Annotated in this window: 13 protein-coding genes; 3 read left to right on the forward strand and 10 right to left on the reverse strand. The window is 73.6% G+C overall.

Translation table 11 applies throughout. The features are described 5' to 3' along the window. Positions 1-117: 117 nt before the first annotated feature. Positions 118-255, reverse strand: a complete 138-nt coding sequence (locus ACF073_RS18135; protein ID WP_392071066.1) for a hypothetical protein — start codon at positions 253-255, stop codon at positions 118-120. A gap of 138 nt (positions 256-393) precedes the next feature. On the opposite strand from ACF073_RS18135, the gene ACF073_RS18140 reads away from it, so the two are divergent. Next, a complete protein-coding gene (locus ACF073_RS18140) occupies positions 394-1,044 on the forward strand; it encodes a class I SAM-dependent methyltransferase (RefSeq protein WP_392071067.1) in 651 nt (216 codons plus the stop codon). 21 nt (positions 1,045-1,065) lie between these two features. Here the strand turns inward: ACF073_RS18140 and ACF073_RS18145 are convergent, their stop codons facing one another. Together ACF073_RS18145 and ACF073_RS18150 are read right to left on the reverse strand one after the other, a co-directional pair. Beyond that, positions 1,066-1,569: a DUF402 domain-containing protein gene (locus ACF073_RS18145; RefSeq protein WP_392071069.1), complete on the reverse strand. Its 504-nt coding sequence runs from the start codon at positions 1,567-1,569 to the stop codon at positions 1,066-1,068. Continuing rightward, positions 1,550-2,479 carry a GNAT family N-acetyltransferase gene (locus tag ACF073_RS18150; protein WP_392071071.1) on the reverse strand — a complete coding sequence of 310 codons (930 nt, stop codon included), beginning with the start codon at positions 2,477-2,479 and terminating at the stop codon, positions 1,550-1,552. The genes ACF073_RS18145 and ACF073_RS18150 overlap by 20 nt, the downstream gene beginning before the upstream one ends. 71 nt (positions 2,480-2,550) lie before the next feature. Between ACF073_RS18150 and ACF073_RS18155 the strand changes: the two genes are divergently transcribed. Further along, positions 2,551-2,919 carry a GntR family transcriptional regulator gene (locus ACF073_RS18155; RefSeq protein WP_392071073.1) on the forward strand — a complete coding sequence of 123 codons (369 nt, stop codon included), beginning with the start codon at positions 2,551-2,553 and terminating at the stop codon, positions 2,917-2,919. 306 nt (positions 2,920-3,225) lie between these two features. Here ACF073_RS18155 and ACF073_RS18160 read toward each other — a convergent pair whose 3' ends face one another. Both ACF073_RS18160 and ACF073_RS18165 read right to left on the reverse strand, forming a co-directional pair. Next, the gene (locus ACF073_RS18160; RefSeq protein WP_392071075.1) at positions 3,226-4,002 is read right to left on the reverse strand and encodes a DUF72 domain-containing protein; all 777 of its coding nucleotides are present in this window, start codon (positions 4,000-4,002) and stop codon (positions 3,226-3,228) included. A gap of 15 nt (positions 4,003-4,017) precedes the next feature. After that, entirely contained in the window at positions 4,018-5,112 is a 1,095-nt protein-coding gene (locus ACF073_RS18165; RefSeq protein ID WP_392071077.1) for a DUF5925 domain-containing protein, read from the reverse strand. Positions 5,113-5,266: 154 nt separating this feature from the next. Between ACF073_RS18165 and ACF073_RS18170 the strand changes: the two genes are divergently transcribed. Next, on the forward strand, positions 5,267-6,682 hold the full coding sequence (locus ACF073_RS18170) for a xylan 1,4-beta-xylosidase (protein ID WP_392071079.1): 1,416 nt from the start codon (positions 5,267-5,269) through the stop codon (positions 6,680-6,682). A 22-nt stretch (positions 6,683-6,704) separates the two neighbouring features. Here the strand turns inward: ACF073_RS18170 and ACF073_RS18175 are convergent, their stop codons facing one another. The 5 genes from ACF073_RS18175 to ACF073_RS18195 form a co-directional block, all read right to left on the reverse strand. Next, entirely contained in the window at positions 6,705-10,565 is a 3,861-nt protein-coding gene (locus tag ACF073_RS18175; protein WP_392071081.1) for a lipopolysaccharide biosynthesis protein, read from the reverse strand. Next, positions 10,558-11,358 carry a polysaccharide deacetylase family protein gene (locus ACF073_RS18180; RefSeq protein ID WP_392071083.1) on the reverse strand — a complete coding sequence of 267 codons (801 nt, stop codon included), beginning with the start codon at positions 11,356-11,358 and terminating at the stop codon, positions 10,558-10,560. The genes ACF073_RS18175 and ACF073_RS18180 overlap by 8 nt, the downstream gene beginning before the upstream one ends. Next, positions 11,351-12,424, reverse strand: a complete 1,074-nt coding sequence (locus ACF073_RS18185) for a glycosyltransferase (RefSeq protein ID WP_392071084.1) — start codon at positions 12,422-12,424, stop codon at positions 11,351-11,353. Before ACF073_RS18185 ends, ACF073_RS18180 begins: the two co-directional genes overlap by 8 nt. Next, entirely contained in the window at positions 12,421-13,242 is an 822-nt protein-coding gene (locus ACF073_RS18190; protein WP_392071086.1) for a glycosyltransferase family 2 protein, read from the reverse strand. Before ACF073_RS18190 ends, ACF073_RS18185 begins: the two co-directional genes overlap by 4 nt. Positions 13,243-13,656: 414 nt before the next feature. Next, positions 13,657-14,088 carry a hypothetical protein gene (locus ACF073_RS18195; protein ID WP_392071087.1) on the reverse strand — a complete coding sequence of 144 codons (432 nt, stop codon included), beginning with the start codon at positions 14,086-14,088 and terminating at the stop codon, positions 13,657-13,659. Positions 14,089-14,170: the final 82 nt, after the last annotated feature.

The following is a 14,170-nucleotide window of genomic DNA, read 5'->3' on the forward strand; positions in this document are numbered from 1 at the left end:
GAGGAACCGTGAAATCGCCTGCTGAGGGCGGATGGAGAAGATCCTTATGGTGCGCTTAAGGGAGTGCTCAGACTGCGCTCAGGCAAGGACGGCGGCACCGGGACCGCCGTGCGGGCGTCAGCCGTCGGGCCACCAGGTGCGGGCGATGTCCTTGCGCACCTCGGGGCGTCTCGCCTGCCGCTCGTCCGCCTCTTCGCGGATCCGGCGGCTGCTGTCCGTCTTCTTCAGGGGCTTCCGCACGGTCGTACGGCGCATGACTGCCTCCTTCGACGCCTACCGGGTCGCGCGGGGTCATGGAGGTAGACGCCTGTGGCGAGGGTTCCTCATCGGTGCCGGGACGTCAGTGGCCGCTGTCACGTCCGCACTGTCAGTGGTGTGTGTCACTCTCCGGGTATGAGCAGCGAGAGCGAGCACACGGTCGTGGCCGCCCCGGAGCCGGACTGGGACGCGCAGGCCGCCGGCTTCGATGCCGAACCGGACCACGGCCTGCGCGATCCCGCGGTCCGCGCCGCCTGGGCGGACCGGCTCCGCTCCTGGCTCCCCGAGTACCCCGCCGACGTCCTCGATCTCGGCTGCGGCACGGGCAGCCTCGCCCTCCTCGCCGCCGAGCAGGGGCACCGGGTGACGGCCGTCGACCGGTCCGGGGCGATGGTCGAGCGGGCCCGGGCCAAGCTCGCCGGGCACCCCGCGGCGGTCCTGCGCGGCGACGCCGAGGCCCCGCCGGTCGGGGACCAGCGCTTCGACGCGGTCCTGGTCCGGCATGTGCTGTGGACGCTGCCGGACCCGGCCGGGGCGCTGCGGCGCTGGCGTGACCTGCTGCGACCCGGGGACGCCGCCCGCGCCCCCGGCGGCGGGGGAGGCCGCTTCGTGCTGATCGAGGGCGTCTGGGGGAGCCTCGCCCCGGTCGGCATACCCGCCGAGCGCCTCACCGCCCTCTTGGGGCCGCTGACCTGGGACGTGCGCGTGGAGCGACTGTCCGGGCACCGCGCGCTGTGGGGGAAGGCGGTGGACGACGAGCGGTACGCGGTGCTGGCCACGGTGTGACCCCGCACCGCGCCGGGCGGCTCAGGCCAGCAGCTCCGCGAAGCCGCCCGGGCCGGCCGCCAGCGCCTCCAGCGCGTCGAGAGCGGCCAGCGCGGCGGACGCGGCCGGCGGATCCGTCCGCGCGAGCCCGCTCTCGGCGAACTCGTCCTCGTCCAGGCGCCGTACGTCCCGGCCGTCCGCCGAGCGCCACAGGTCCAGGTCGAGATCCTCCACGACCAGCTCGGCACCGGAGCGGACGGCGGGGCGGGTGATGTCGCAGTACCAGCCCTTGACCGAGCCGTCCGCGGCACGGACCTCCTTCACCGCGTACCACCGGTCCCGCCAGTAGTACTCGGTGAACACGTCACCCGGCTCGAAGCGCACGAAGCCGAAGTCGCGGACCCCGGAGCCCGCCCAGGGGGCGCGTACGGCGATCCGGACACCGTCGTCCCCGAGCAGCTCCGCCGGATACCGGATCTTCGTCCGGCCCGCCTTGACCAGGACGACCTCCAGCCGGTCCACCGGCTCAGCCGAGTTCGCGGACATAGCGCACCTCCGTACCGCAGACCTCGTACCCGAGCCACTTGTTGATCGCGATCATGGGGGCGTTGCCGGTGTCGTTGCCCGTGAAGGCCTCGGTGACGCCCGCGGCCCGGGCCCGGTGCAGGGAGTGGACCTTGGCGAGCTTGGCCAGACCGCGGCCGCGGTACGCGCGGGCGGTGCCGGTCATCGCGGTGGCGTAGCGGCCGTCGCCGTCGGTGTAGGCCACGGTGAGGGCGACCGGACGGCCGTCCACGCAGGCGGCCACGGTCAGCTGCCGGTCCAGCAGCGGGTGGTGCCAGGTCTGGGCGAGCCAGGCCGCGTAGTCCGTGAACTCGGTGTCCACGTCGCTCGGTTCGTCGGCCGACGTCTCCGCGTCCAGCTCGAACACCGGCCGGGGATCGTCCGCGAAGTCGGCGGCCGTGCGCAGCTCGACACCGGGCGGGACCGGCGGGAGCGGCGGGAGGGTGCCGTGCGCGAGACCGAGGCGGAGGAAGTGCGCGGAGCGGCCTGCGCGGTAGCCGCGCCGCTCGGCGAAGGCCCGGTTGGCGGGCTCGTCCAGGGTCCAGGCGAACAGCTTGGTCGCGCCCAGGTCCGTCAGGTACTCCTCGGCGGCCCGCACCAGCAGCCGGCCCGCGCCGCGGCGGGTGCGGTCCGGGCGGACGTAGATGTTCAGGCACGCCTGGCCCGGCTCGGGGCTGTCGGACACCAGATGGACCTGCGCCGTGCCGATCACCTCGCCGTCCTCCTCCGCGACGAGCGGCCGGAAGCGGGCGTCGGGGGGCGTGTGGAGGGCCGTGTGCCGGACCGACTCCGGAGTGAAGAGGATGTACGGAAGGGCGAGCCGGCGGGTACGGGCGAAGCCCTGGAGATCCGCGGGGTCGTCGGGGCGGAGAGCGCGCACGAGGACTGTCACGTCGGGGGAGCGTAGGCGGCGGGGCGCCGGGCTGCCTCCGATTTTCCGGCGGGTGCGGGACAATCGGCCCTGTGAGCCTGAAGATCCGCATCGATGACAGCGCGCCCCCGTACGAGCAGGTGCGGGCGCAGATCTCCGAGCAGGCGCGGTCCGGGGTGCTCCCGGTGGGGTACCGGCTGCCGACCGTGCGGGGGCTGGCCGAGTCCCTGGGGATCGCGGTGAACACGGTGGCCAAGGCGTACCGCGCGCTGGAGGGCGACGGGGTGATCGAGACACGGGGGCGCAACGGCACGTTCGTGGCCGCCGCGGGCTCGGCTGCGGTACGCGAGGCCTCCGCCGCCGCGCAGGCGTACGCGGAGCGGGTACGGCGGCTCGGGCTCACGGAGGAGGAGGCGGCGGGCGCCGTGCGTGATGCCCTGCGGGCGGCGTACGGGGACTAGACGCTCCGCTGGTTCCGCGGGTGTTCGTCCGCGGCGTCGTGGTGGCTGGTCGCGCAGTTCCCCGCGCCCCTATTGGGGTGGTGCCGGCGTGTTTCGTGTGGGGGTGTCGGCTGGGTTGGCTCGGTGGGTGTTCGTCTGCGGCGTCGTGGTGGCTGGTCGCGCAGTTCCCCGCGCCCCTATTGGGGTGGTGCCGGCGTGCTTTGTGTGGGGGTGTCGGCTGGGTTGGTTCGGTGGGTGTTCGTCTGCGGCGTCGTGGTGGCTGGTCGCGCAGTTCCCCGCGCCCCTTTGGGGTGCTTCGTGTCGAGTTCATGGGGTGCGTTCGGCGTGTCTGCGTGGTGTGCGGGTCACCGTCAGGCCCGCTCTGGTCGCCGCCCGGCCGAAGGCCGCCGCGTCCGCCACGGCCGCTCCGCCCGGGTCGTTGTTGAAGTACGCGTACACGTCCTCAGCGTCGGACCAGGTCGTCGCGGTGCGGTCCACCCAGGTCTCCAGGGAACGGGTGCCGTAGCGCGGCCAGGGACGGGCCCGGCCCTCGTGGAAGCGGACGTAACCCCAATCCGCGGTGCGCCACAGCGGCGTCACCGGGCGGGCCCGTACGTCCGCCCAGCACAGGGCCGCGCCCCGGGACTCCAGCACCTCGCGCACCCGCGGTGTCCACCAGGAGTCGTGACGCGGCTCGACCGCGACCCGGGTGCCGGACGGGAAGCAGGCGAGGCAGGCGTCCAGCAGGGGAGCGTCGGCGCGCAGCGTGGGCGGGAGCTGGAGGAGGACCGGTCCCAGGCGGTCGCCGAGCCCCGCGGCGTGGGACATCAGACGCTCCACCGGCTCCCCGGGCTCCCGCAGCCGTCTGATGTGCGTGAGGAACCGGCTCGCCTTCACCGCCACCACGAAGCCGTCCGGCACCCGGTCCCGCCAGGCCGCGAAGTTCTCCCGGCTCGGCAGCCGGTAGAACGCGTTGTTGATCTCCACCGTGGCGAAGTGCCCCGCGTACTCCTCCAGCCACAGCCGGGTCGGACAGCCGACCGGGTACACGACCCCCCGCCAGTCCTTGTACTGCCACCCCGATGTGCCGACATACAGGGTCATACCCTCATCAAAGCACTACAGGTACAGCCCCGCGTCCGCGCCTTCCCGGGCCCCCGGCACCGACGTAGGCGCCGTACCCCGGCGCAGCGCGTACAGCTCGGCCAGGGTCGCCCCCTCCCGGCCCACGCCCTGCTCGGTGCCGAGCCATGACACCGCCTCCGTGCGGGTCAGCGGGCCGACCTCGATCCGGGCCAGGCAGCGGCCGGGGCGTACCACGGCCGGGTGCAGCCGCTCCAGATCCTCGTTGGTGGTGACACCGACCAGGACGTTGCGGCCCTGGCCGAGCAGGCCGTCGGTGAGGTTCAGCAGCCGGGACAGGGCCTGGCCCGCCGTGTGCCGGGCCTCGCCGCGGATCAGCTCGTCGCAGTCCTCCAGCAGCAGCAGCCGCCAGCGGCCCTTGCCGGCGCCGTCGTCCTCGCCGATCGCGATGTCCATCAGATAGCCGACGTCCGAGAAGAGCCGCTCGGGGTCCAGCACGCAGTCCACCTGGCACCAGTCCCGCCAGGAACGGGCCAGGGTGCGCAGCGCCGAGGTCTTGCCGGTGCCCGGCGGCCCGTGGAGCAGCAGCAGCCGGCCCGCGATGTCCTCCGGTGTCGTCCTCATCAGGCGGTCCATGGCGTCCGCCACCGGCGCCGTGTAGTTGGGCCGGACCTCGTCCCAGGTGCCCGCCGAGATCTGCCGGGTGGTGCGGTGCGGGCCGCGCCGCGGGGACACGTACCAGAACCCCATCGTCACGTTCTCCGGCTGCGGTTCCGGCTCGTCGGTCGCGCCGTCCGTGGCCTGGTCCAGGATCCGCTTGGCCAGTTCGGCGGTGGTCGCGGTGACCGTGACGTCCGCGCCCCGGTTCCAGCGGGAGATCAGCAGCGTCCAGTCGTCCCCCTCGGCGAGGGTCGCGCTGCGGTCCTCGTCGCGGGCCACCCGCAGCACCCGGGCACCCTCCGGCAGCAGGGTCGCGCCCGAGCGCACACGGTCGATGTTCGCCGCGTGGGAGTACGGCTGCTCGCCCGTCGCGAAGCGGCCGAGGAACAGCGCGTCGACGACGTCGGACGGCGAGTCGGAGTCATCGACGTGGAGCCGGATCGGCAGAGCGTCGTGCGGGTTCGCAGGCATGCCGCCATGATCCGGCACGGATGCGCTCGGCGCACGGCATTTCCGCCGCTGGTTCCGGGTGTTGCCGCACCGCCCCCGAACGCGCCGGGGCCCGTGTTCCCGGTGTTCCCAAGACCTGCCCCGCGTCCGGCCCAGGCCATTACTGTTGTCCCCGATGACACGTCATGGGTGGGATGCGGGGAATCGACGGTGGCGCCTCACCGCGCTTCTCGGCGTGGCCGGGGTCGTCCTGGCCCTGGTGGTGACCCTGCTCAGCACGCTGCCCGGCGAGCCCGGCACCGCGGGCACCACCCGCGACGGCGACAAGGTGCACGGCACTCCCGCCGCCCCGTCCGGCCGGCCCGAACCGTACGTCGGCTGGGGATTCACCCACACCCAGTACAGCGCCGACCAGGGCGGCCCGGCCGCCACCGCGCGCGTGGAGCGGCTCCTCGGCCGCACCGCGGGACTGCCGCAGAACCAGCACATCATGGGCTGGGGCGCCGACAACCCCGAACCGGTCGAGGGGCACTACGACTTCGGCGCGCTGGACCGCCGGATCGACTTCGTCCGCGACTCCGGCGGCACCCCGGTGATCACCCTGTGCTGCTCCCCGGACTGGATGAAGGGCGGCGAGGCCGGTTCCGGCAGGACCGACTGGAGCCGGGCCGCGCTGGAGACCGCGCCGCGCCCCGAGCACTACCAGGACTTCGCCGACCTCGCCGCGACCGTCGCCCGGCGCTACCCGGACGTACGCCACTTCATCGTCTGGAACGAGTTCAAGGGCTTCTGGAACGACGCCGGGTCCCGCTGGGACTACGAGGGCTACACCCGGATGTACAACATGGTGTACAAGGCGCTGAAGAAGGTCGACAAGGACATCATGGTCGGCGGCCCGTACCTGGTCATGGACAGCGTCGACCCGCGCGACGAGCACGCCTCCAGCGCGCTGCGGGGCCCCTGGGGCGCCATGGACCAGCGGGTCCTCGACGCCTTCGCCTACTGGAACGCGCACAAGGCCGGTGCGGACTTCACGGTGGTCGACGGCGCCAGCTACACCCGCGACGACGAACTGCTCCCGGACGAGTTCGCGGCCACCGCCAAACTCACCGCCGTCGGCCGATGGGTACGGCGGCAGACCCGTGATCTGCCGCTGTGGTGGGCCGAGTACTACGTGGAGCCGGGCGACGGCGACGACGAGCGCACCGGCTGGAGCGAGGCGCACCGCGTCGCCGTCCAGGCCGCCGGCCTGATCGCCCTGGCGCGGGGCGGCGCCGACTCCGCCTTCTACTGGAACCCGGAGGAGAAGGCCGGCCGCTGCCCCGGGTGTCTGTGGTCCCCGACGGAAACCGCCGGCGGTGGCCGGCCGCTGCCCATGTACGACCTGGTGTCCCGGTTCGCCGGGGCGTTCCCGCCGGGCACCCGCTACACGACCGTGTCCGTCGCCCCGGACGACGTGACCGCCGTCCGCGTCCTGGCCACCGACCGGACCGTCCTCGTCGTCAACACCCGCGACCGGCCGATCAGCGCACAGGTCGACGGCAAGCGGTTCGCGATGGGCGCGTACGCGGTGAAGTGGCTCGACCGCTGAGCCGCTTCCCCCTGCGCACCCGTCACTTCAAGGTCAGGAACCGCTGCACCAGCGCGGCCAGCACCACCGCGAGCAGCGGCAGCGAGAACCAGAAGCTGCCCTGGAGCACCCGCAGCTGGCGCACGCCCGGCCGGACCGCGACCCGCACCACCTCGCGCGCGGCGAGCAGCAGCACCAGGATCACCGCGGCCAGCGCGCCGACCACCGACCACGGAGTCCAGGTCACCCGCGGCCCGATCGGCCCCGGATCGGGGCCGGGCACCGGACCCGTCGGCGGTGTGCGCAGCGCGTACACCGTGACATCCTCGTTGACCAGGACCTTCGTCAGATCCGGTCGGCCGTCGAGCCGGCCGGTCAGCCGGGGCGCCCAGGTCCTCGGGAAGCCCGCGTCCAGCTCCAGATACGTCATCTGACTCCGGTTGACCATCAGATAGGAGTTCGGGCCCGCGTCCTTGAGCGCCTTGACCAGGCCGGACACCAGCGCCGGGTCGGTCGGTGCCTGCGTCGGCAGATAGTCCACCCGCTCCATGTCCCGCGCGCCCCACGGCAGCGCCGGCGTCACATCGTTCACCGGGTCCTGGGTCAGCCACAGCAGCCGTACCGTCGGCCGGTCGTGCGCGTACACCCAGTCCATGGCCGCGACCTCGCCCGGCCGGGTCCGCTCGAACGACTCGTTGCCCCAGCGTGCCACCAGGAACCCGCCCGCCAGCAGCAGCCCGGCGAGCAGCGCGGCCGACGGGGCGAGCCACGGCCGGCGCACCCGCGCGGCGCCCCCGGTGCGCGGGAAGAGCGCGAGCCCGCCGAGCAGGGCCGCGCCCGGCACCGCGAACATGAAGACCCGCAGCGCCATCTCACCGCCGTACGACTGCATGCCGAAGCCCAGGAACGGGACGAACGTGAGGACCAGCAGCGACCGTTCGCGCAGCCGGTGGCGGCGCCGCCGCCACCAGCCCCAGCAGGCCAGGGCCAGCACCGAGCCGGCCAGCAGCACCCGGACGTACAGCACCAGCTTGTGCACCGAACTCCCGCCCTGGATGCGGCCGGAGACCGAGGTGGACACATTGCCGCCGACCCCGCCGACCCCGCCGAAGAGTTCGTCGAAGTGCCCGGACCAGTACGGCTCGGCCAGGAAGCCGACCCAGACCGCGACCAGCACCGCGCACAGCAGCGGCAGGCCGCGCAGTTCGGACCGGCCGAGCAGCACGAGGGCCGTCAGGACGCCGAGCATCACGAACGGGGTGAGCTGGTGCGCGGGCACGGCGGCCGCGTACAGGCCGATCAGCAGCAGGAGCAGCACGGCCCGTTGGCGCCGGTCGGCCGGTTCCACCTCGGCCTCGCCGGGGCGCAGCCTGGTCCAGATCACCCGGGGCGGGCGGAACCAGACCAGCAGGACCGCCGCGAACACCAGGTAGAGCAGATAGGTGAAGCCCTGCGGGGAGAAGTAGTCCTGGCCGACCCAGCCGCTCAGCACGAAGATCCAGATGCCGGTCCACTTCGCCCGCCAGCTCGCCCGCAGCGCGCGCGTGAGCAGGAACATCGGTGCCAGACAGGCGAGTTGGATGACCGTCGGCCACCAGCGGATGACCTCGGTGAAGTCGGTGATCCCGCAGGCCCGGCCGGCGAACGCGGCCACCGCGAAGAAGCCGGGCCAGCTCCAGCGCGCGTCCAGGTCCGGGACGGCGGAGCCGGTGCGGTCGATGTAGTCGAGGAACCCGAGGTGCTGCCAGGCGGTGGGGAAGCGCGGTTCGGGCTCGATCACGGCGGGCAGCGCGTGCAGCGACACCACGGTCGCCACCAGCGTGACCAGCAGCAGCGTCCGGTGTTCGCGGCGCAGCCGGAGCAGCGCGGCGAAGACGGCGATCAGCAGGGCCGCCCCGGCCAGCGTCGCCGGCGGCAGCACCGATACGAGACCGAGCCCGCCGATCCCGTCCAGATCGGCCTCGCCGAGCCGCAGCGCGGGCACCCAGTACAGCAGCAGCGCGACGACGAGCAGACAGCCGAGTCCGGCTCCGGCCCGGGTGGGCCGCGTCCGGCGGCCGGCCGGCAGCGACTGCGCCGGCACGGACGCCCCGGATGCCCTGGCGCCCTCGGCCTCCGTGGCCTCCTCGGCCTCGGTGGCCTTGGTGGCCTCGGTGGCCTCGGCGGTCCCGGTGTCCGTGGTCGCCCCGGCGTTCCCGGTGTTCCCGGCGGCCCTGGGCCGGAAGCCGGGCGGTACGGCGTCCTCGGGCTCGGGCGCCGGCTCCGCCCACCCGGCCGGCAGCGGTGCGGCGGCGCCCGCCGGCAGGGCACCCGCCGGCAGGGCACCCGGGGCCGGGGCGTCCGGCCGGCGCTCCGTGTGGTCGAGGTCCGCCGGGGTCCCGAACGCCAGGGTGTCGGAGTCCAGCGCCCAGGCCGGTCCCGGCCGGCGCCCCCGGGAGGAGGCCGGGACGGCGGAGGCCCGCCCGCCGGAGCGGAGCCGGGGGCGGGGGCGGGGGCGGGGGCGGGGGAGCGTGCCCAGGTCGGCGAGGTCCCCGTCCGGCGCCGCCGTCTCGGGCACCGCGGCGGGCGCGGACCGTACCGTCCGCCACAGCTTCGGCGCGGCGATCGCCACGATCACCGCGAGGCTGGAGATCTCGGCGACCCCCGCGCCGGTCAGCCCCATCCGGGGCAGGAGCAGCAGCGTCAGGCCCAGCACCAGCACGCACAACAGGCCCTGCAGCCAGGCGAGTCCGGCGGTACGGCTCTGCGCGCGCAGCACCGCGAAGTGGGTCTCCATCACCGTCCGCAGCACCGCGCCGACCGCGAACCAGCGCAGCAGCGGGGTCGCCGCGTCCGCGTAGCCCGCGCCGAACACGCCCAGGATCCAGGGGGCGCCGGTGAACAGCAGCGCGGCGATCGGCAGCATGATCCGGGCCATCCGCTTCAGCGCGGCCCGGGTGTTGGCGGCCAGCCGGGCCGGGTCGTGCGAGCCCTCGACGGTGAGGGAGGCGCCCATGTTGATGGCGAGCAGATTGGTCGTGCCGCCGATGGTGGTGGTGATGTAGAAGTACGCGTTCTGCTCGGCGCTGACCTGCGCGGCGATGATCACCGGGACGAGGTAGACCACGGCGAGGGAGAACAGGGAGCCGGTGTAGTCACCGGCCAGGAACCTGCCCAGCTCCCTGGCCGTCGGCGGGGCGGCGTGGTCCGCGGTCGCCCGCGCATGCCGGGGCACCAGACGCCGGAACACCAGCCAGCCCAGCGGCACCACCGAGGTGGCGATCGCGGCCACCCAGGAGACGAAGACACCGACGGTCGGCAGGGCCACGGCGAACGCGGCGAGCAGGGCGAGCTTCACCGCCGAGAACACGGTGTTGCCGACCGGCACCCAGGGCGCGCTGCGCAGCCCGGTCAGCACGCCGTCCTGCAGGGTGAGCAGGTTCCAGGCGGCGACCGCCGCGATGAAGCCGAGCCCGTTGACCGTCCCGTGCAGAAAGCGGTACGACGGCCCCCACACGTCCAGCGTCAGCAGGAAGAGCCCGGCGGCCACCGCCACGATCAGCGAACTGCCCGCGTAGGTACGGCGGATGAGCGGCCCGGTACGGGCCCCGGACACCGGGATGAAGCGGGCCAGGGCGCCGGTCAGGGCCACCGCGGTCAGCCCGGCGAGGAACTTCATCGCGGCGATGGCGGCCGAACCCTGGCCGACCGCCGACTCGGAGTAGTAGCGGGCCGCGGCCAGCCAGAAGCCGAGCCCGAGAACGGCCGAGATACCGGTGTTGAGCATCAGCGCGTAGGCGTTGCGGAACAGCGGGCTGCCGGCCCCCGACCGGCCCCCGCCGGGCAGCCGCAGCCGGCGCCGGGTCCTCGCGGGCGCCGGGGCGCCGGGTGTCCCGGCCTCGGTCGTGGTGGTCGTGTCAGTCACGGGAGCGGATGGCCTTCCGGCGGAGCTGACGGGATCTGCGGACGAGGGCGTACCCCCGGGTGAGGGCGCGGTCCCTGGCGAAGGTACGGGTGAGGGCGCGGCCGAGGAGCAGCCGCTCGAACTCCTCGGCGCCGGTGGCGCGGCGGACCGTGACCCGCTCCAGAGCGTACGGGCCCTGGCGGCGGCGGGCGAGGGCGTTGCCGACGGCGAGCGCCTGGGCGTACCCGGCCGCGCGGACCGCCCGGCGGACCCGGCGGCTGGAGTAGCCGTACGGATAGGCGAACGACAGCGGGCGGGTGCCGAGTTCGGCGGCGGCGATCTCCGTGCAGCGGGTCAGTTCGGTGCGCAGCTCGGCGTCGGGCAGCTGGTCGAGCTGCGGGTGGGTGTGGCTGTGCCCGCCGATCTCGACGCCGGCGGCGGCCAGCTCGCGCACCTGCCGCCAGTCGAGCATGGTGTCCGGGCCGCCCCCGGTGCCGAGGGCGCCGCGGAGCCAGCCGGTGGAGACGAACAGCGTGGCCGGGAAGCCGTGCCGGGCGAGCACGGGCAGGGCGTGCCGGTGGACGCCCTCGTAGCCGTCGTCGAAGGTGATCAGCACCGGCCGGTCGGGCAGCGGGCGGCCGGAGCGCCAGCCGGCCGCGAGGTCGGCGGTGGTGAGCGGGGTCAGGCCCAGGTCGCCGATGAGCGCCATCTGGTCGGCGAACGCCTCGGGCGCCACCGACAGGGCGCGGGTGGCGTCGTTGGGCGCGGTGGCGACGGAGTGGTACATGAGGATGGGTACGGCCGGGTCACCCATGCAGGCCCCCCGGGTCAGGTGCCTGGCCGGGCGGGCGGTCCGGCGTCCGGTCCGGTGCGGGGTCCTGGGTCGGGACCGGCGCGGGCTCCCGCGCCGGGATCGGTGCCGTGGCGAAGGCCGTGCCGCCCCGCCGGGCGCGCAGGCCGCCCACCGCGTAGCCGCCGGCGGCGGTCAGCACCCCGGCGACGATCGCGCCCGCGCGCCCCGCCCCGCCGGGCCGCCCGAGCAGGGCGTCCCTGAGGCCCCGGGCGATCCCGGCGGGCAACACCCGGGTGGTGTACCGGCGTTCGGACTCCAGCCCCTTGCTCGCGCCGACACTGCGCGCCACCAGGGCCTTGGACAGCCCCTCGGCGTAGGTGCGGGTGCGGAAGTAGGCGAAGCGCTCGCGCGGCCCGGGCACCCGGTGATGGATCACCGCGCGGTCGTCGATGAGCAGGACGGCGTCGGGGCGGGCCCGGGTGAGGCGGATGCACAGCTCCGTCTCCTCGCAGCCCAGCGGGCGGCGGTCGCCGTCGCGGCCGATGCCGGTGGCGAAGCCGCCCGCCGCCTCGAAGGCGGTGCGCCGGAACGAGGCGTTGCCGCCGAGGACGTTGCGGACCCGGACCCGGCCGGGCGGCAGCCCCCGGTAGGTGCAGCCCACCACCCAGTCGAACTCCTCCGGGAACCAGGCAGGGCGCCGGCCCGACGCCCAGCTGGGCACCGTACGGCCGCCGACCGCCAGGACGCGCGGGTCGGCGTACCCGGCGGCGAAGTGGCGCAGCCAGTCCCGCTCGGCCACGGCGTCGTCGTCGAGGAAGGCGATCACCTCGCCCCGGGAGGCGGCGATGCCGGTGTTGCGGCCGGCGGACAGGCCGCGCGGCCCCGCGTTGGGCAGGACCCGGACGCCGCGCGTCTCCTTGTACTCGCGGGCCAGCCGGTCCCGCAGCGCCGGGTTGTGGTCCACGACCAGGAGGGTCTCCAGCGCCGGGTACGACTGCGCGCGCACCGAGGAGACCGCCGCGAGGATGTCCTCCCAGCGGTCCTCGGTGTACACGCAGATCACGACGGAGATGCCGGGATCCGTCAAGAGACCTCTCCCTGCCCGGTGCGCAGCAGCGGGGACTGGCGGATGCGGCGGCGCAGGTCACGCCGGTTGGACCGCTCTTTCAGGATCACCTTCAGCACCCGCAGCCCGTCCCGGACCGCCCGCAGGTTGCTGGTGCCGTGGATGCGGAGGTACTCGTGGCTCGGGATCTCCTGCACCTTCAGGCCCGCCTTGACCACTCTGATGTTCATCAGGGTCTCGACCTCGAAGCCGGTGCAGTCCAGGTCGATCTTGTCCAGGCAGTGCCGCCAGAAGGCGTTGTAGCCGTAGCAGAGGTCCGTGTAGCGGGCGCCGAACTTGCGGTTGACGACCGTGCACAGCGCCCAGTTGCCGAGCTTGCGGATGAAGGTCATGTCGTCCGTGCCGCCGCCGTTGGCGAACCGCGAGCCCTTGGCGAAGTCGGCGCCGGAGACGAGGGCGGAGACGTACGACACGATCTCGCCGCCGTCGGCCGAACCGTCCGCGTCGACCATCACGATGATGTCGCCCGTGCACGCCTCGAACCCGGTGGTCAGGGCATCCCCCTTGCCCCTGCCCCGCTGCTCGACGACCTTGACGTCCGGCCACAGGGAACGGGCCACGTCGACGGTGTCGTCCGTCGAATTGCCGTCCACCAGGACCACTTCGTGTATCCAGCCCGGAAGTGTCTTGAAGACGTAGGGAAGATTCTCCGCCTCATTCATGGCGGGAATCACCACACTCACCGGCGGAGTGATCGCCAGATGAGAAGAGATTGGCCGATAGCCGGTGGCGATCAATGGATCCTGACCCGAACTCGCCGGGCGCAGAACAGAACTCATGCGTCTTTTTCCCTCTCGTCCGGTGGACCGCCCGCCCCTGGGCGGCCCGGCTCTGTGTCCGGTTCGAAAGGGGGGTTCTCATCGGCGGCGCGACAGACCGAGCTGCGGACCGAGGCCCGCGGTGATCTCCCTTTTCCGCTGACGAGCTGGCAAAGCTGGCCGGACTGCCGGGAAAGACGGCAGCCGGTCGCGCGGCACGGCCCGATCACCTTGCGGTCACCGAGCACGGCACCCCCCTACCGCGCCCCGCGCCGGAATCGCCGTGGCTCTGAACCCTCCCCTTGAGCCATGATCGACGGACCGGTACGGGTGAGATGTACGACGGTATTGACGATGGAACCTCAAAGGCAAGTCCCGGAAGGTTTCCTCACTTTGTTGTCGGTTTACCCATTGCACAACCTTGGCCCATGTGGTTCAGCCTCGTATGCGCTTTTCTGAAATTCGTGCCCGGCGCAGAGCCGGCAGCAGGACCAGCAGGCTGAGCGCGCCCACCGTGATCACCCCGCCGCGCACCGACCAGCGGTGCACGGCCAGCATCCCCTGGGCGACCAGCATGTCGACGACGATCCCGCCCGCGAGAGCGGTGACCGCGCGGCCGACGGGATCGAGCCCGCGCAGCGCCGCCCCGATCGCCACGGCCGGAGCCGCGAGCAGGAAGAGCAGCGCGCACGGGGCGCGCAGCGGTGTGTCGGAGTCGATGACCGCGAGCACGGCACCGACCACGGCGACGGCGGTGGCGGCTCCGGCGAGCAGCGGCGACAGGTTCCTCCCTGGACCTGGCCGCGTCTCGTCGGTGTCCGCACCGGCGCCGTCCGGTGAAGGAGTCTTGATGCCTGAGGTCTGCATGGGCGACTTTGCCCCCCGACGCGCCGGATGCCGGGCTTCAATGTGGCGCAGGCACGGGCGGGCCGTCAAGACGACGGCCCCG

Origin of the sequence: Streptomyces sp. NPDC015171, from assembly GCF_043079545.1 — a bacterium.
GTDB lineage: Bacteria > Actinomycetota > Actinomycetes > Streptomycetales > Streptomycetaceae > Streptomyces.